Below are 18,351 nucleotides of genomic sequence, written 5' to 3'. Positions count from 1 at the left end.
ATTAAAGACCACGCGCACCGAATTTGGACAATTTCACGGGATGGAGGTACAGGTATTCCTGCGGAAAGGAGGCAAGCAATTTGCCCAGGTCTCCGCCGGAAGAGGACACCAGCCCATCAATGACGGCATTCATGGCCTCAAAATGTTCCGGATCCTGCGGGAACCAGACGTTTCCGGACTTGTACTGCGTGTCTTCCAGCGTAGCCAGCCGCGTTCCGGGAAGGAGCTGCAAGGCTGTGGGAATAGCAAGCTCCACAAACATGTTCCATGCGGAAAATACCTCAAGGATGCGGCAAAAATCGTCAAACTTCCCTTTCGGAATGCACACGATGTCCGAATAACCGAAGACGACGGGATAGGAATACCGGTACTTTTTGATCCGGTGCTTCCAGTGGTTCAGCAGATGCCAGATTCTGCCCTTCAGCACCTTCCAGTTGGCATGGATGCCGCCGCCGGGATTCCACTTGGGCAGGAACATGCGCACGCGGGACAGCTCGTCATGCTGCATGAGGTTCCTGGATTTCAAAATCTGACGGGCTTCCCCGTACGGCGGAACATTCTTGTTGACGCTGTCCGCATCAATGCCGGCGGGAGCCGTGGAAAAACGGTGGGCCTCCACCGTTCCACGGTAGCACACCGGCAGGGAGACATCCACAAAACCGTCCAGGTAGCACGTATCCTCCCCATGGATTCCCAGCAGGGACGGCGTGGAAAACTCGTCAAACCGGGGATTCAGGAGCAGGTCGTCTCCGATGATGAGAATATAATCGCCATCCAGATTCCTGATTCTTTCCCGGGCCTGTAAAATATAATTATAAAACTGGAATGAATTGCCGAATACGGAACATACGTCCGGAGCGTCCCCCCTGTAATAGGGCATTAATTGAAGCAGCCCGGAAAAACGCCTTGAATAAATCTCCCTGATTACCGGAATGTTGCGGTCATACTGGTGGTTGAACAACACAACGAGAGCCGTTTTCCGGGAAGAAGTATCCATGGTACGTTTGATGTAGGGGAGCAACCCTCGCCCTTCAACGGAAGGCATTGGAAAAACATGGATTGCACCCTGGGAGCATGCGCCATTAAAACGGCTTCATGAATACATTACGGATTTGAAATCCGGGGTCAAGCCTGCACATTTGAAAGAAAAACATTTTCGGAAAATTCCGTTTGCCAATACTCCGGCATCGACAGAGGCCGTTCTTGACGTAAATAAGCTTTCTTTTCATTTCAAAAAAGCCGGGAGGGTATAACACAAAAAAATGGCGCAGGCAGGAACGGGAACGGCGCGACGGTGATGAACGGCGAAGCTGCGGCTCCGGCTCCCGGGAACGGAAGATTCCGGCCTCTCGTGGCTGAAACCCCTTCCGGAGCATGGCGTAAGCTCTTTGCTTGCATAACCGTCTCTGCGCTCCGGAGGGAATGTCCATCAGGCCCGGGAGGCCCTGGCTCCCAGGCGACATGCACCCGTGAAAAAGAACTGATGGAGCGTTGATTCAGGATTTGCGCCCACCATCCCGGAGCATAACTTTTCCGGACTGCAGAGTCTCACCGGATTTCAAACCCGCCCGTGAAACAGGGCTGTTTTAAGCCTGCAAGCAAGCCGCATGATACCAGCAGGAAACAAGCCGGTGCTACTTTAATTTTCCCGAATTCCTCCCTGCGTTCCGGAACCGGCTTCTTCTTTTCTCCGGCAGTGGTGTGTTCAAGGGGAAACGTTGAGTTGGAATACTGGCTGATATAACAGGAAAGCAAAACATGAAGCTCACTCCGGAAGAATATTTCTTTCATTCCCTCCATCCAGGGCGCGGAACCAAAACCCCATTCTGCGCCGGAAACGGACTTCATTTTCCCGCTCCTTCAACAATGGCCGATGCCGGAAAGCATTTTCTCCCCTCTTATCTTTTCACGGAAAAAACAGTGGGCACACCTGAATTCCCTCCCCTGCTCCGCCGCGAAAATGGAAAAAGCCGTTCCACCGGGAAAGCTTCCCGATGAAACAGCCGGAAAACGGAGCCCCCCGCCGGATCAATACCTGTAAAAGTCCGGCTTGTACGGGCCTTCCACCGGAACGCCGATGTAGTCCGCCTGTTCCGGACGCAGGACGGTAAGCTTGCAGCCGATCTTGCCGAGGTGCAGGCGCGCCACCTCCTCATCCAGCACCTTGGGAAGCACTTCCACGCCCACGGGGCGGTTTTCACGGGTATTCCACAGTTCCAGCTGCGCCAGAACCTGGTTGGCGAAGCTGTTGGACATCACGAAGCTGGGGTGCCCCGTGGCGCAGCCCAGGTTGACTAGGCGGCCTTCCGCCAGCAAGTACAGGCTGTTGCCGGACGGGAACGTGTAACGGTCCACCTGCGGCTTGATGTTCAGGTGCTTGATGCCGGGATAGGTCTGGAGCTTGTGCACCTGGATTTCATTGTCGAAGTGGCCGATGTTGCACACAATGGCCTGGTCCTTCATCTTTTCCATGTGCTCAATGCGGATGATGCCGCAGTTCCCCGTGGTGGTTACGTAAATGTCCGCCCAGCCCAGCGTGTCCTCCACCGTCAGCACGCGGTAGCCTTCCATGGCGGCCTGGAGCGCGCAGATGGGGTCTATTTCCGTCACGACCACCTGGGCGCCCATGCCGCGCAGGGACTGGGCGCAGCCCTTGCCCACGTCCCCGTAGCCGCAGACCACGGCCACCTTCCCGGCGATCATCACGTCCGTGGCGCGCTTGATGCCGTCCACCAGGGACTCGCGGCAGCCGTACAGGTTGTCAAACTTGGACTTGGTCACGGAATCGTTCACGTTGATGGCCGGAATCAGCAGGCGTCCCGCGGCCTGCATCTGGTACAGGCGGTGCACGCCGGTAGTCGTTTCCTCGGAAACGCCCTTCAGCTCGGGCAGCCAGCGGTGGAAAATGCCGGGCGTTTCCGCGGCGATCTTTTTCAGGAGGTCCTTGATGACTTCCTCTTCTTCCGACTCCGACGGGGTGTTCACCCAGCCGGAACCTTCCTCCATCTCATACCCGCGGTGAATGAGCAGGGTGGCGTCTCCGCCGTCGTCCACAATCAATTGCGGTCCCAGGCCTTCCAGAAAGTTCATGGCCTTCCAGGTGCAGTCCCAGTATTCCCGGAGCGTTTCCCCCTTCCAGGCGAACACGGGCGTGCCGGATTTGGCAATGGCGGCGGCGGCGTGGTCCTGGGTGGAGAAAATATTGCAGCTTGCCCAGCGGACGGAGGCGCCCAGGGCCGTCAGCGTTTCAATCAGCACGGCCGTCTGCACCGTCATGTGCAGGGAGCCCATGATGCGCACGCCCTTCAGGGGCCTGGCGGCCGCGTACTTTTCACGCACGGCCATCAGGCCGGGCATTTCATGTTCCGCAATGTCCAGTTCCTTGCGTCCGAAATCCGCCAGGCTGATATCGCGCACCTTGTATTGTTCCGTTTCTGAAAACATGTCTGTAAACGTTGTCGTTGGATTAATGAAGAAGTTGTTTCAGGGAGGCCAGGCGCGTTTCGTCCAGTTGTTCCCAGGGAAGCTCCGGATTGGTGAAATGCCCGTAGTGCGTCGTCTTCCGGTAAATGGGTCGCAGCAGGTCGAGCTGGTCCACCATGTCCGCAGGCTTGAAGGAGAAAATGCCTTCCAGCGCGCTTTCAATGGCTTTTTCCTCCACCTTTCCGGTGCCGAAGGTATCCACCCGGATGGAAACGGGGGTGGGGTAGCCGATGGCGTAGGCCACCTGCAATTCACACTTGTCCGCCAGCCCGGCGGCTACGATGTGTTTGGCGACCCAGCGGCACATGTACGCCGCGGAACGGTCCACCTTGGACGGGTCCTTCCCGGAGAAGGCGCCGCCGCCGTGGCGGCCCATGCCGCCGTACGTATCCACAATGATCTTGCGGCCCGTCAGGCCGGAATCCCCGTGGGGGCCGCCCACCACGAATTTCCCCGTGGGATTGATGAAGTACTCCGTCCTGTCATCCAGCAGTTCCGCAGGAAGCACGGTCTTAATGAGTCTGACGCAGTAATTGTAAATCGTATCATGGTCCACTTCCTCCGTGTGCTGGGTGGAGATAACCACGTTCTCAATATGCACGGGGCGTCCGGCCTCATCATAGGCCACGGCCACCTGGGACTTGCAATCCGGTCGCAGCCAGTCCACATGCCCGCGCTTGCGGCGCTTGGCCAGTTCAATGAGCAGTTTGTGGGCGAACACGATGGGGGCCGGCAGCAGCTCCGGCGTCTCGTTCGTCGCGAAGCCGAACATGATGCCCTGGTCCCCGGCGCCCTGCTCCGCGTGGCCCTTGCCCTCCGCTTCCCGCGCGTCCACGCCCTGGGCGATGTCCGGAGACTGTTCCGTGAGCAGGTTCGTGAAAAAGACGGTATCCGCATGGAACACGTCGTCGTCCTGCCGGTTGCAGTACCCGATCTCCCGGATGGCCTGGCGGGCGATCTTTTCCGGATTGATTACCGCCTTGGTCGTCAGCTCTCCGGCGATGATGACCATGTTGCTCTTCACCAAAGTTTCGCACGCGACGCGGCTAGTTTTGTCTTGAGCCAGGCAGGCGTCTAAAATAGAGTCGGAAATGTAGTCGGCCACCTTGTCCGGATGGCCTTCTCCAACGGATTCCGACGTGAAGATGTGAGGGTTGTTTTTACTCATATCGATAAATCTCGATGCGTTGATATATTATTCTACCATGAAGTCAATCCTAAAAACGCTCAAACTCCTGACGGACCCCACCCGCCTGCGCATCATCAACGTTCTGAATGAAGAATCCCTGAGCGTTGCGGAGCTCCAGGAAATTCTCGGCATGGGGCAGAGCCGCATCTCCACGCAGCTTGCCCAGCTCCGGCAGGAAGGAGTGGTGGAGGACACCCGCTCCGGGAAAAACGTTTTTTACACCCTCTCCCTGGCCAACGACCTGCACAACGTGGCCCTGAAAGCCTGCGAGGAACTGCTGGAGGCGGAAACGGACAAAAAAGCCCTCCAGGTCATTCTGGACAAGCGCAAGAACCGCACGCAGGCCTACTTTGATGAAGTCGTTTGCCGCCTGGGCAAGAACTACGCTCCGGGCCGTTCCTGGAAGGCGCTGGCCGGAGCCCTGCTCCGCATCCTGAATTATGACGTGGTGGCGGACCTGGGCGCCGGGGAAGGCTTCGTCTCCCAGCTCATTTCCCCCAGCGCCAAGCAGGTGATCGCCGTGGACAACTCCCCCAGCATGGTGGAACTGGGGCAGGAACTGGCGCGCAAGCACGGGCTGGACAATCTGGAATACCGCCTGGGCGACATTGAAACGCCGCCCATTGATCCCGGCACCGTGGACCTGGCCCTGCTCAGCCAGGCCCTGCACCATGCCCAAAAGCCGGTCAAGGCCCTGGAAGCCGCCTGGAACATCCTGAAACCCGGAGGCTGCCTGGTCGTTCTGGACCTGCTCCAGCACGGGCAGGAGGAAGCCCGCGAACTCTATGCGGACCGCTGGCTGGGCTTCACGCCCGCCGCTCTGGAAAGCATGCTCAAGGAAGCCGGCTTCCGGAACATCCATACGGACATTGTGGACAGGGAACCGGAACCTCCCCATTTCCAGACCCTGATGGCCGCCGCCTGGAAACCGTAACCGGAAGGCGCCCCACTCCTTTTTCCAACCGTTTTTTCAGACAAAATTCTGCCGGGCAACCGCTCACCTATTGTGAGCATTAAATCCGCATTAATCATTTCAGGCGCCATCCTCGCTGCCGCCCTGGGCATTTACTGGATAGCCGCCCCGAGGGAAGCCTGTCCCGAGGAACTGTACCGGCAATACATGCAGCTTTCCCCCTTTGAGCAATTTGACCAGAAGGAGAAACTGTTGAAAAAAGCGGCGCAGGCTGGCTGCATTCCCGCCATGCGCCAAATGGCGGATCATAACTTCATCTCCAAAAACGATCTCAAAGTCGATGAATACAATTACTGGATTAAAAAAGCGACGGACCATGGAAGCCCGCAGGCCCAGTATGAAGCTTTCACGGAATGCATTTCCGAAAACCCTTCCGAGGTCCTCGCTTATCTGATACAGGCGGACAGGCAGTCTTACGCACCCGCCTCCCTGGAACTGGGACGGCTGTATGCCTGCGGAGACGAAGAATACGGCATCATGCGGGATGAACGGAAAGCCATGGAGTTTTACCAAAAAGCCGCCGCGCTGAATAACCCGGAGGCCCTTTACCTGCTCTACCTGATGGGAAAACTGGAAATTCCGTCCAGGGAGGAAGCGGAACGGCACCCGGACGCCTATGCCCGCTATCTTCAACAGGCACAGCGGCAGAAAGCGTTCCCGATCATGCCTGCCGCCATGGACGGAGAGGTCCCCGCGAACCGTCAATCCAGGGAGCGTATCAGGGAAGTTTTAAAAACCTACCTGCCGCAAAACCCGAAAGCTGTTGAATGGATTCAACAAAACTACAGGTGAAAAACAGGCCATGCCTCATTCCCTGTCCTCCGGAGCCCTTTCCGCAGGAAAGGGGCGTTTGCCGGATTGGAGGGCCTCCCGCACTTCCCGGACAATGTCCATCATCTGCTCCGGAGACAGCTCCTCTTTACCTTCCACCTCTTCATCCACCAGCGCTTTCATTTCCTCCAGAAGATGCTCCGGCTCCAGACGGTAGTTCAGCAATACCCGGAAAAGCTCCCTTCCGGCCTTCTGCAAGGGAACGGACGGAAAATCCCGCACGCTTTTCAAATCTTTTTCTTCAAAGGAATTCAGCAGTCCGGCATAACGGCGGAACGCGCGTTTGAATTCCTCCGGGCAGCCGGCCAAATCTACCGCGGCAAGATACCGCCGGAAGGAAATCTCCGCTTTCAGGTGAAGGGCGGCTTCCCCCGTGGACTCCGCCAGCCACGTTTCCTTCTGCTTCAAATGTACGAGCAGAAGGGCCTTCCGCATGGCTTCCCTCTGCCTGCCCTTGGGCCCCTTCTTCAATTTAACCAGGTCCAGGTCCAGCTCTGCGGCATCCGGACTCGCCACATCCTGGGCCGGAGACACTCCGAGAGCCGCCGCCATCAGAACAAACGGCAGCCACTTCCTCATGCATTCCCGGATATGGACCATTGCGGTCAGCAATTACATGAAAAAAGCCGTAAAAGCAATCCAAATCCAGCGTTTCCCGGAGGAGAGGGCCATCCGCACCCGGAGAACCGCCAGAGCGCGGGTCATGCCATCCGGGGAGATTGACGGACAGGCGGCTGTATGAGAAAAAGCGGTCTATGCTATTCGCAGTAGTGATTTTCCTTTCCGTGGTCGTGCTCGGCGTCATTGCCGCGTTGCGCTTCACCAAGGGCGTCATTCCGCTGCGTACCTACGAATCGCGGGAATTGCCGGGATTTCCGGGTCCGGCGGGGCTGATTCACCGCCTGGACGGCGCGGAAAAACGCCAGCGGAAACTGGCGGAGGCCCGTTTTCCCGGCGTGGATGAAAACGGGCTCATCAGCCTTCCCCCCCGCCTGGGAGGGCAAGGTGACTGCGGGACGCCTGGCCTGCGTGGCCCACACCTGGGCCATGAGCAGCCTGGTCCGGGAAGACCCTGCTGCGGCCAAAGCCCGCAAAACCGCCGCAGCCCGCGCCATGATGATTCCCTTCTTCACAGCCCTCATCCTGCTGGGGATGCTGGCCACCGGGCTGTTGAAGTTCCAGATTGCGCTGGCTATCGGGCTGGCCTGCTGGGCCTTCTTCACCTTCTCCGCCCTTCCCACCCAGTTCCGTGAATGGAAGGCAGCGGAAATAGCCAAATCCGGGCTGAAGGAAGCCGGATTGTGGCCCCTGCTGCCCTCAGACGCCATGGCCGTGGAACAATGCCTGAAAGCATTGTCATGGTGCAATGTGGCGGGCTTCCGGCGCATTCTTCCCAGATAGGGGATGCGCCGTGACGGAGGCGCGCATTTTTCCGGTTAATCCGGCTTTTGAGAGAAAAAAACTTGAAACGGGGGTGCGGGTAACCCACTCTTCCACCGTCGTCAAAATTTACTCTCTTCTGCATGAACGAGTCCGCCAACCCTATCATCAAGTACTTTTCCGAGTTCAAAATCCTAAAAACCGTATCCAAAGATTTCTGGCTCACCAACGTCGTACAGTTCTTCGACGGCATGGCCTACTTCTCCCTGATTACGGTTTTTGTCCTCTACCTGACGGATTACTGCAGTTTCAACGATGCGGACGCGGCCCTGTGGGTGGGGCTGTATACCCTGTTCATCTCCGCCTTCGTCTTTGCGGTGGGTTCCATCTGCGACATCATCGGCATACGGCGCACGTACCTGATCGGCTTCATCATCCTCATCGCCGGGCGTCTCATCATGGGCTTCGGGCCGGACCTCAGCCCCACCGTGGACTCCGGGAGGCTGGTGGTCATGACAGGGATTCTGATCATGTCCTTCGGCACGGCGTTCATGTCCCCCGTCATCCAGACCTCCATCCGGCGCTTCGCCCCGCTGAATGCGCGCGCCACGGGGTTCAATATTTATTATCTGCTGATGAACATCGCCGCCGTGATCGCGAACGTATTCCTGATTGAATTCTTCCGCAAGCACTTCGGCGCCGTGGACGGCGGCTACTGGATCATCAACTTCGGCACGCTGATGGTGCTGCTGGGCTGCATCACCACCCGCTTCATTGACGAAGACAACTACGCGGAACCCAGTGAAAAGGAGGCCAACCTGAAAGCGCCCCTCCGCCGGCCCCTGCAGCTTTTCCGGGAAGTGTGGAAGGAATCCGCCTTCCGCAAGCTCATCCTCTTCCTGGTGCTGACCATGGGCGTGCGCATCGTCTTCACGCTGCAATTCCTGGTCATGCCCAAATACTACGTGCGCACCCTGTATGATGACTTTGCCATCGGCTCCATCAATGCCATCAACCCGGCCATCATCGTTTCCGGGCTTATCCTGCTCATTCCGGTGCTGGGACGCTTCTCCACCGTCAGCCTCATGATCGTGGGCATGTCCATTTCCGCTTTCTCCCTTGTCTTCATGGCCATTCCCATTGAATGGTACTATGTGGTGCCCGGCATTGAAACGCGCTCCCAGGCGTATCTGGTAGCCATTGTGACGCAGATTCTGGTGTTCGCGTTCGGGGAACTGCTGTTCTCCCCCCGTTTCTCGGAATATGTGGCCCGTGTGGCCCCCAAGGACAAGGTGGCCTCCTACATGTCCCTGGCGGCATTGCCCATGTTCATTGCCAAGCCCATCAACGGCATCATCGGCGGCCTGCTGGTCGCCTACCTCTGCTACGACGGCATCTGCGCCAAGATGGATACCGGGCACATCGGCTTCTGGGATTCACCCGAATTCATGTGGACCATTTACCTGGCCATGGCCGTCATCAGCCCCATCGCCATCATCATGACCCGCAAGACCATCACCTCCGACCATCCGGAGGAAGACGCGGACTCCCCGCCCATTGCGGCCATTGAAACGGAAATGGACCCCGCCGTTACGGCGGAAGAACTCACGGAAGCCAACTCCTAACCTCTCAAGACGATGAACCAGCACACGCGCAACATCATTGTGGACTCCCTCATCCTGGTGGCTTTCAGTTCCATTCTGGGCGGGATCAGCCTGGTGGTTTCCAAATCCTTCTCCGGAGACCCCAATCCGGCCCTGGACCTCATCACCGTGATGAAAAAAGCGGAGGCCAAGGAAGTCAATGCGTCTTCCGAACAGGAGGAACAGGAAGCCAGAGTCAAGGGGATGAAGGAATTCGACCAAACTCTGGAAGAAGGGGAACAACTGGCGGCGAAGGAAGGAAAAGCCTTCGTCAACATGACGGACCCCCACGGCAGAACGCCCGTCATGTGGGTGTGCTACGCCAACTACAACAACATTGAAACCACGCTGAAGCTGGAAGCCAAGCGCGCGCCCTACCTGGGACGCCTGCTGGAAGACCCCCGCGTGGAAATCGACCAGAAGGACAAGGACGGATGGACCGCCCTGCACTGGGCGTCCTGGAGCGGCCTGGACCGCTTGTCCGACATGCTGATTGAAAAGAAGGCGGACATCAACAACCGGGAAGGCAACGGCTTTACGCCGCTGATGCTGGCGGCCATGCGCGGCAACTTCCAGGTGGCGGCCCTGCTGCTGGAAAAAGGGGCGGACATGAATGCCGTCAACAAATTCGGCAAGAACGCCCTTCAACTGGCGGAGGAAGGGGCCCTTGCCTACCAATCCAGCTTTGACCTGACCAAGACGGAAGTTTCCAAGGCCCCGGTGAACACCTTTGCACAGGCTTATGAAAAAGCCGTTGGGGCTCTCTCGCCTGAACACGCCCCCGAATTCATGGAAGCCATGAAAAAGGCGGTAGGCCGCCAGTCCTTTGTGGAAACGGAGTACGTTCTCCAGCTCATTACGCGCTCCCTGATCTCCAAAAACCTGCTCACGGAGGAACAGGCCGGAAAATTCAAGGAGGAAATCACCGGGGCCGTAGCGGAAAACTCCCAGATCATTGACGTGCGCGGCGTAGCCTTTGAACACACCGTGGACCTGCTCCGTAAAGCGGCTGGGAAATAACAGCCCGGTTTCTTCAAGGTTCCGACATCCGCCACTTTGCTCTTGACGCTTTCACGGCTCCTTTCTAGGATTCACGGCATACCATGGTTAGAGCATTGCGCAACGGCATCATGCTGCTCACCCTTCTGCTGGTCATTGTAGGCGGAACGGGCATGGTTTCCGTATGCCCCTGCCATCAGGAGGTCTTCCTCTTTTCCTGCTCCTGCCATCACGATGCCGCACCCTGCGGATGCCGTGGGGACCACGGTCCCGGCAGCAGCACTTCCAGCCCGCTGGCCGGGCACCTCTGCGAACACCAGCGTCTGGAGATTGACGACCTGACGCTGCCCGTTCTTCATGCGCCGCTTCCCCAGCCCTGCATTATCTGGCAGACCTTCCCGGATTTCCATCATCTGGCACAGTCTCTTCTTTTAACAAGCCAAACATCGGATTCCGCAATACCCGCCCCCCCTGACCCCTTCAGGGACGACGGCCCGATACATGAAGGCTTTCAACTTCCCCTGCTGATTTAACGGCCCTTTTTCAGAAACGTCCCAGGGACGTTTCCGGCTGAACGCTACTTGTTGATTGCGTCCGGCCTTATTTGTTTCCGCGGAATTATTTGCCGCATTGTCCAAACCTGATTGGACCGAACTATTTCTATTCTCTTTTTCATCATGAAATCCATACCATTTTTCGCTGGGCTAGGCCTGACCGCCTTCCTCAGTTCATGCAGCGTCTATCACAGCGCACCCATCGACCTGAATGCGGAGGAAGCCTCCTGGAAAGAGGCATCCCGCGTGGACACACACATCTCCGTTACCCGGAACCAGGCACGCCAGATCGGCCTGGTCATGAATCCGGATCTGAACAAGGCACGCCTGAAACTGGCTTCCAGCAATGAAGCAGCCAAACAATCGGGCTGGTGGAACGATCCGTCCTTTTCCTGGGATATTGAACAAGTCCTCCAGGAAAATACGCTCAACATGTCCGGCAGCCTGGGCTTCACCATTCCCGTGACGGGTCTTCCCGCCCTGGAAAAAAAGGTGGCGGAGCAGTACAAGGAGGCGGACTTCTGGACCCTCCGCCAGGCGGAACTGGATTTTCTCAGTTCCCTGGACCAGGCCTGGAGCAAGCTGGCCGTTACCCAGCGCCGCAAGGCCGTCATCCGGGAACGCCTGGATGCGGTGCGGCAGGAAAACGGCGTGATTGAAAAACTCATTGGCGCAGGGGAAGTGGAATTTTCCTCCCGCCAAGTGGCTTCCCAGCGCATGAACGACGCCATCCGGGAACTCCAGACCGTGACGGAAACGGAACTGGAGCAGAAGATGGAGCTGGTCAGGCTGATGGGGCTGCATCCCTCCGCGGCACGGAAGCTCGGCTTCCTGACGGGACAGGGCTTCCAACTGCCTGCCGCCGTTCCGGCCCCCGGCCCCGCCGCCCTGGCCTCAGCCCCGAAAATCAAGGCCCAACTGGCAACCTACGCCACCACGGAAACCCTGTTCAAGACGGAGATCCGCCGGCAGTACCCGGAACTGGAGCTCGGGCCCTCCTTCACCCGTGACGACGGGGAAAAGGAAGTGGGCGGAGAAATAGGGTTCAATCTTCCCCTCTGGAACCGCAACCGCAAGGCCATTGCGGAAGCGCGCGGCACACGGAACCTGTCCAGGCAGGAAACCATCCAGCTTTGGAAAACGGAGTTGTTCAACGCCCGACAGCTTGACGCCAGCCAGCAGATGGTGCTCCGCCACTGCCGGACGGAGCTTCAGCGCATGGAGTCCTTCGCCTCCTCCGTCCGGACCATGGAAAAACTGCACGGCATCGGGGAAGCCTCCCTGCTGGAGCTGGCGGAAAACCGCCACCAGCTTTATGAAAGCCGTCTGGCTTTCCTGGACAATCTGGACAAGCTGCTGGCCATTCAGGCCCAGCTGCGCTACCTCACCCACGCCAACCTTCAATCCAAATAAAAATCTTCATCATTTTAACGAACATGAAACGTCTCTATTTTTCCATCATCCTGGGCCTGACTCCCGTTTTCAGCCTCAATCCCGCACGCGGAGAGCAGCCGGCACCTACGGAACACAAACACGAGGACGGCACCGCCTGCACGGCGGACCACGGCCATGAAGGCCACCAGCACAAGGAAGGGGAAACCTGCGCCGAGGGCCACGCCCATGAGGAACACAAGCACGCGGACGGCTCCGTCTGCACAGGCGACCACGAGCCTGAGGGCCACCAGCATGCAGAGGGGGAAGCCTGCACGGGCGACCACGAACATGAAGAGGCCGCGGAGAAAGGTTCCGGCCAGCCGGGGGACATGATTCCCGTGCATGTGGATGAAAAGGCGCGCCATTCCCTGGACATGCGCTTTGAAAAGGTGACGGAAGCCACTCACGGCGCGGAAAAGACCCTTCACGGCCAGATGGTTATTCCTCCCCATGCGGTAACGACGTACGCCCTTCCCGCCGCCGGGCGCGTCACCTTCAACGTCAAGTCCGCCCAGCAGGTACGCAAGGGGGAACTGCTGTACACGCTGGCCTCACCGGACATCGTGGAGATGGAAGGAAACGCCTCCCAGGCGCAGGCTGCCCTTGACCGCGCCGCGGCGGAACTCAATACCCTCAAGGAACGCCGGGCCCAACTGGAAAAAATCGGCACCCGTAACAGTGAGCTGAATACTTCCATTCAATTCAAGGAGGCAGAAATCCACAGCCTCCGCGCCGCCCTGGATGCCAGCAATAATAAACTGAAGCTGGTGACGGATTCCGGAGCTTTGAAAAACAACCTCCTTTACGTGTACGCCGCGGCGGACGGCTCCGTCCAGTCCGTGAACATGACCCAGGGTTCCTGGGGGGAACAGGGCGCGCCCGCCCTCGTCATGACCAACAAGGGGGAACTGGAATTCGCCACCACCATTTACGGGGCTGACCCCGTCCATTATGCGAAGGCCCAGCTGGCCCTGACCAGCGGAAAAAATACGGAAGTGCTGGACGGCACCCTGCGGGTGGCGGACCAGGTGGACCCCGCCACGCAGTCCCGTGCCCTGTACTTCGTTCCGGACCGCATGCCGGAAGGGACGCATGCCGGACAGCTTGCCCGGCTGGACCTGTATTCCCATGACGCCGCTACGGACGGCTTTATTCCCGTTCCCAACAGCGCCGTCGTCAAGGTGGGGGTGAACGACGTGGTCTTCATCAAGGCGGCGGACGATACCTTCGTCATGAAGAAGGTGGAAACACTGCCCGCACGGCAGGGAAAAACGCCCGTCAAAGGGTTGACGCCGGGACAAACCATCGTGACCAAAGGCGGCTATGAATTGAAATACATCCTGCCCACGGGAGACGCCGGGAGCAAGAAGGCGGCCGGGCATTTCCATGCGGACGGCCAGTTCCACGAAGGAGAACACTGATTTTCAGCTCAACGTGATTAGAAAACAGTTAATAGAAACAGGAATTCGATGAATTTTCTAATTTCATTCTGCCTGAATAACAGGATTACCGTGATTCTGCTGACGCTCGCGCTGGCGGTCATCAGCATTTTCGTGGTGAAAAATATTCCCGTGGACGTGTTTCCGGAACTGAAGGTTCCGCGCGTCACCATCCAGACGGAGGCCCCCGGCCTCACCGCGGAGGAAGTGGAGCAGTACATCACCATTCCCATTGAGTCCGCCATGAACGGCACCGCCGGGGTCAAGGGCGTGCGCTCCTCCTCCGGCAGCGGCCTCTCCTTCGTATGGGTGGACTTTGACTGGGACAAGGATATCTACCAGGCGCGCCAAATCGTGACGGAACGCCTGGGAGCGGTCCGGGAGTCCCTGCCGGAAGGCACGTCCCCGGAGCTGGCGCCCATCGTCTCCGTAACGGGGGAAATCATGCTGATCGCCCTGACGGGGGACAAGGACACCTCCACGCTGGACATGCGGCAATTGGCGGAATACAAGCTGCGCACGCGCCTGCTGGCCATCCCCGGCGTAGGACAGGTCACGGTGCTGGGCGGCCGCCTGCCGGAATACCAGGTGGTTTACGATCCCAACAAGCTCAAGCTGGCAGGGGTGGACCTTTCCAGCCTGAAAACGGCCATTGAGGAATCCCAGTCTTCCGTGCCCGCCGGGTACCTGGAGGACGTGGCCGGGCAGGAGCTCCCCATTCAGCAGGATACCCGCACCGCCAATATTGAACAGCTGAACCGCGCCCTGGTTCCGGACCACGCCTCCGGCATTCTCCGGCTTCAGGACGTAGCGGAGGTCAAGATAGACGGCGCGCCGCGACGGGGCGACGCCGGGTTCATGGGGGAAGACGCCGTGGTGCTTTCCGTGCAGAAGGTGCCGGGAGCCAATACGCTGGCCCTGACGCAGGCTGTGGACGCAGCCGTCAAGGAGTTCAGCCAGAGCCAGCTTCCCAAGGGCATGAAACTGCATACGACCGCCTACCGCCAGGCGGATTTCATTGAAATGTCCCTGGACAACGGCACGGAGACCCTGCTCATTGCGGGAGCAGTGGTCATGATCGTCATCTTCCTGACGCTGCTGAACCTGCGCACGGCCATCATCACGCTGATTTCCATGCCCCTGTCCGTCCTGTTCGGGATGATGATGTTCCCCGTCTTCGGGCTGGCCATCAACATCATGACCCTGGGCGGCCTGGCCGTAGCCGTGGGGGACGTGGTGGACAACGCCATCATTTTCGTGGAAATAGCCTGGCGGCACCTGAACCGGAACGCCGCCCTGCCGGAGGACAGGCGCAAGAGCAAGTATGAGGTGCTGATGGAGGCCAAGGGGGAAATCGTGGGTTCCATCTCCTTCTCCTCCGTCATCATCCTGCTGGTGTTCACGCCGGTGCTCTTCCTGTCCGGGCTGGAAGGCCAGTTCTTCCGCCCCCTGGGCATCTCCTACATGCTGGCCCTGCTCTCCTCCCTCATCGTAGCCGTCACCATTACCCCGGTGCTCTGCTACATGTGGTTCAAGAAGAGTAAAAACGCCGCCACGCTGGAAAGCGGGGATTCCTTCAGCTCCCGCCTTATCAAGCGCATTTATGCGCCTATCCTTGAGTTCTGCCTGCGCTTCTCCAAGACGGTCTGCGCCATCATGGCGGCCATCACGCTGCTGGCGCTGTGGCTGGGGTCCACCTTCGGAACCAGCTTCCTGCCGCCGTTCAACGAGGACTGCTACACGGTCTTCGTCAGCACGGTGCCGGGCACTTCCCTGGATGAAACGGAGCGCATCTCCCGGACGGTGATGAAGGACATTGAACGCATTCCGGGCGTTCTCAGCGTCACCCAGCGCACGGGACGCGCGGAAAACGACGAACACGCGGAACCCGTCAGCGCCTCCGAACTGCTCGTGCGCGTAGACCTGGAGAAGGACCAGAAGGAACTGCGCGCCGCCATCAAGAAGTGCATTGACGATATTCCCGGCACCAGCTCCATGATCGGCTATCCGCTGGCGCACCGCATCAGCTCCGCCCTCTCCGGCTCCAACTCGGAAATCGCCATCAATATTTACGGCACGGAGCTGCCCCAGCTCCGCCTGGCGGCCCAGAAGGCCAAGGAGATTCTGGCAAAGATGCCGGAAGTGGCGGACGCGCGCGCCAACCGGGAAATCATGGTGGATACCATCCGCGTGCAGTACAACCAGGAAGCCCTGGCCTCCCACGGCCTGACCATGGCGAACGCCGCGGAACAGGTTTCCACGGCCATGAACGGCCAGAAGCTGGGGGAAGTGATCAAGAACCAGGACCACTGGAACATTGTCCTGCGCATTGATCCCAGGCTGAAGACGTCCATTGAAGACATCAAGAACCTGGAACTCATTTCCCCCAATAAAAAGACCGTGCGCCTGGCCGACGTGGCGCAGGTGTACCGGGAGGAGGTCTCCAACCTCATCCTGAGGGACAACACCATGCGGAAGGCCATGATCTCCTGCAACCCCTCCCCCAATTCCAACCTGGGGGACCTGGCGAAAGCCTGCCGGGAGCAATTGGACCCGGTGATGAACGCCATGGGCTGCACGGTGGATTATGACGGCACCATCAAGGCGCGGGAATCTGCCTCCGAGCGGCTTTACGTGCTGGGGGCCATCGTCATGGTGCTCATTGTGCTGCTTCTCTCCTCTGCGCTGGGGAGCGTCCGCCGCGCCATGCTGACGCTGGTGAACATTCCGCTGTGCCTGGTGGGCGGCATCGTAGCCGTGTTCCTGGCTTCTCCCGGCACGCTGTCCTCCCTGTTCGGCGCCGCGTACATTCCGCCCATCCTCTCCGTGGCTTCCATCGTGGGCTTCGTGACGGTCATCGGCTTTGCCATCCGCAGCGGCCTGATCCTGCTTAACAGGTACCGGGCGCTGGAACACAAGGGCATGAACCCGGCGGAAGCCATCCGGGAAGGTTCGCTGGAACGCGTGGTTCCCATCATCATGACCTCCCTTACAACGGTGCTCGGCCTGCTCCCCCTGATCTGGGCCATTGACAAGCCCGGGGGCGAACTGCTCGGGCCGCTGGCCATCGTCCAGTTCGGCGGACTGGTTTCAGCCACCATCCTGAACCTGCTCATCATTCCGGCCACAGCCAAACTCTTCTCCCGCTGGATTTCCTCCCGCCGGAAAGAATTGGAAGCAACCTCCTGATCCATTCGGGATTCCAGCGGCGGAACCGGGGAAGGACGAGGCCCCGGTTCCGCCTTTTACAATGACAGACGTAACAAGTCCTTGCCTTCCGGGCCGATAAGGAGCACACATGGGTGCTTAAGCTTCACCGTCATGCCCAAACGGAAATCCACCAGAGAGCACCTGCTCAATACGGGAGCCATGATCGTCGGGGAATCCGGGCTCCGCGCTCTCACCATCCGCGGCCTGTCTCTGCGCGCCGGCACCAATACGGGGAGCTTTGTCTATCACTTCGGCAACCGGGAAGCTTTTCTGAACGAACTGCTGGAACGCTGGTACGAACCGTTGTTCACCGGCGTCAGAACCCACGCCAACATTCATCTTCCGGCCTTTGAAAAACTGGAAGCCATCCTGGAAGACGTCATGGAGTTCCTGCTGCGCCACGGCCAGTTCATTGCTCAGCTGGTGCTGGACGCCCTGGCGGGAGAACGGGCGGCCATCCGCTTCATTTCAGGAATCCATACGCGCCACCCCCTCGTCCTGCTGGAAACCATACGGGAAGCCCAGGAGGAAGGTTCCGTGCTCCAGGGAGACCCCATGAACATCCTCATCTACCTCGTCTGCTGCGGCGGGGCTCCTTTTATCCTTTCCGGACAACTCCAGGTGCACGACCCGAATGCCGTGCGGCCCGTGCTGGATCTGCTGGGCTCCATCCTCAATGACCCGGAAAGCGCCAGGCAGCGCATGACCTGGGCGCTCCGCGGCATCCGCCAGTCCTGAGAACTCACCGGACTCCGGAAATACCACGTTGCGCCGCGCTCTTCCCGCAAAGCTGGAGCGCCGCAGGATTTGCGGGCCATGGGCTTTCCCTTACCGCCTCCAATGGGGGCGGTGGGGCGGACGGGGCGGCGGAGGCGGAGGATTGTGGTGATGCCAGTCATTGCGATACCTGTCCTTGTCGCGGTCATGCTGGACCGCCGCGCCGATGGCAGCCCCGGCGGCCAGCGCGCCCACGCCGATGGCGGCGGCCCCGCCAGGCGTCACGGTGCTGTTTCCGTAACTGTCCGTCGTGCAGGACGGCATCAGGGAAAGAGACAGCCCGGCCAGGGGAAGGAGCCAGAGGGATTTGATATGCTTGTTCATGGTGTGAAATATTGGTAATGCCGGCAGCCCGGCTTACATCCAGTAAGCGCGGCGTGCCCGCATGATTTGTTTAAGCATGTCACAGCCCGGAGAGAAATTCCCGGAATCATGACGC

General features: G+C 59.0%; 15 protein-coding genes. 10 read left to right on the top strand and 5 right to left on the bottom strand.

The window, feature by feature from the left end:
* Position 1: 1 nt before the first annotated feature.
* From J5W70_RS06120 to metK, 3 genes are all read right to left on the bottom strand, one after another.
* Positions 2-997: a hypothetical protein gene (locus J5W70_RS06120; RefSeq protein WP_146017926.1), complete on the bottom strand. Its 996-nt coding sequence runs from the start codon at positions 995-997 to the stop codon at positions 2-4.
* A 1,031-nt stretch (positions 998-2,028) separates the two neighbouring features.
* Positions 2,029-3,444 carry an adenosylhomocysteinase gene (ahcY, locus tag J5W70_RS06115; RefSeq protein ID WP_022395904.1) on the bottom strand — a complete coding sequence of 472 codons (1,416 nt, stop codon included), beginning with the start codon at positions 3,442-3,444 and terminating at the stop codon, positions 2,029-2,031.
* 22 nt (positions 3,445-3,466) lie between these two features.
* A complete protein-coding gene (metK, locus tag J5W70_RS06110; protein WP_022395905.1) occupies positions 3,467-4,651 on the bottom strand; it encodes a methionine adenosyltransferase in 1,185 nt (394 codons plus the stop codon).
* Positions 4,652-4,688: 37 nt separating this feature from the next.
* On the opposite strand from metK, the gene J5W70_RS06105 reads away from it, so the two are divergent.
* A complete protein-coding gene (locus J5W70_RS06105) occupies positions 4,689-5,606 on the top strand; it encodes an ArsR/SmtB family transcription factor (RefSeq protein WP_022395906.1) in 918 nt (305 codons plus the stop codon).
* Between the two features lie 72 nt (positions 5,607-5,678).
* Positions 5,679-6,437: a tetratricopeptide repeat protein gene (locus J5W70_RS06100; RefSeq protein WP_022395907.1), complete on the top strand. Its 759-nt coding sequence runs from the start codon at positions 5,679-5,681 to the stop codon at positions 6,435-6,437.
* 15 nt (positions 6,438-6,452) lie between these two features.
* Here the strand turns inward: J5W70_RS06100 and J5W70_RS06095 are convergent, their stop codons facing one another.
* Entirely contained in the window at positions 6,453-7,055 is a 603-nt protein-coding gene (locus J5W70_RS06095; protein ID WP_215832976.1) for a hypothetical protein, read from the bottom strand.
* A gap of 381 nt (positions 7,056-7,436) precedes the next feature.
* Here J5W70_RS06095 and J5W70_RS06090 point away from each other — a divergent pair, with 381 nt between their 5' ends.
* From J5W70_RS06090 to J5W70_RS06055, 8 genes are all read left to right on the top strand, one after another.
* Complete coding sequence (locus tag J5W70_RS06090) at positions 7,437-7,877, top strand: hypothetical protein (RefSeq protein ID WP_215841947.1); 441 nt, start codon at positions 7,437-7,439, stop codon at positions 7,875-7,877.
* A gap of 122 nt (positions 7,878-7,999) precedes the next feature.
* Positions 8,000-9,481, top strand: a complete 1,482-nt coding sequence (locus J5W70_RS06085) for an MFS transporter (protein WP_022396926.1) — start codon at positions 8,000-8,002, stop codon at positions 9,479-9,481.
* Positions 9,482-9,493: 12 nt separating this feature from the next.
* Complete coding sequence (locus J5W70_RS06080) at positions 9,494-10,519, top strand: ankyrin repeat domain-containing protein (RefSeq protein WP_022396927.1); 1,026 nt, start codon at positions 9,494-9,496, stop codon at positions 10,517-10,519.
* Between the two features lie 83 nt (positions 10,520-10,602).
* A complete protein-coding gene (locus J5W70_RS06075) occupies positions 10,603-11,031 on the top strand; it encodes a hypothetical protein (RefSeq protein WP_022396928.1) in 429 nt (142 codons plus the stop codon).
* Between the two features lie 144 nt (positions 11,032-11,175).
* Positions 11,176-12,465: a TolC family protein gene (locus tag J5W70_RS06070; RefSeq protein WP_022396929.1), complete on the top strand. Its 1,290-nt coding sequence runs from the start codon at positions 11,176-11,178 to the stop codon at positions 12,463-12,465.
* 23 nt (positions 12,466-12,488) lie between these two features.
* Complete coding sequence (locus J5W70_RS06065; protein WP_022396930.1) at positions 12,489-13,907, top strand: efflux RND transporter periplasmic adaptor subunit; 1,419 nt, start codon at positions 12,489-12,491, stop codon at positions 13,905-13,907.
* Between the two features lie 48 nt (positions 13,908-13,955).
* Positions 13,956-17,114, top strand: a complete 3,159-nt coding sequence (locus J5W70_RS06060; protein ID WP_102731547.1) for an efflux RND transporter permease subunit — start codon at positions 13,956-13,958, stop codon at positions 17,112-17,114.
* A gap of 132 nt (positions 17,115-17,246) precedes the next feature.
* Positions 17,247-17,873 (top strand): TetR/AcrR family transcriptional regulator, encoded by a 627-nt coding sequence (locus tag J5W70_RS06055; protein WP_022396937.1) that lies wholly within the window; start codon positions 17,247-17,249, stop codon positions 17,871-17,873.
* Positions 17,874-17,963: 90 nt separating this feature from the next.
* Here the strand turns inward: J5W70_RS06055 and J5W70_RS06050 are convergent, their stop codons facing one another.
* The gene (locus J5W70_RS06050) at positions 17,964-18,236 is read right to left on the bottom strand and encodes a hypothetical protein (RefSeq protein ID WP_022396938.1); all 273 of its coding nucleotides are present in this window, start codon (positions 18,234-18,236) and stop codon (positions 17,964-17,966) included.
* Between the last annotated feature and the right edge of the window lie 115 nt (positions 18,237-18,351).

Origin of the sequence: Akkermansia massiliensis (genome assembly GCF_018847375.1) — a bacterium.
Lineage (GTDB): Bacteria > Verrucomicrobiota > Verrucomicrobiia > Verrucomicrobiales > Akkermansiaceae > Akkermansia > Akkermansia massiliensis.
The sequence above is the reverse complement of the archived record's forward strand: the minus strand, read 5'-3'. Positions and strand labels throughout refer to the sequence as shown.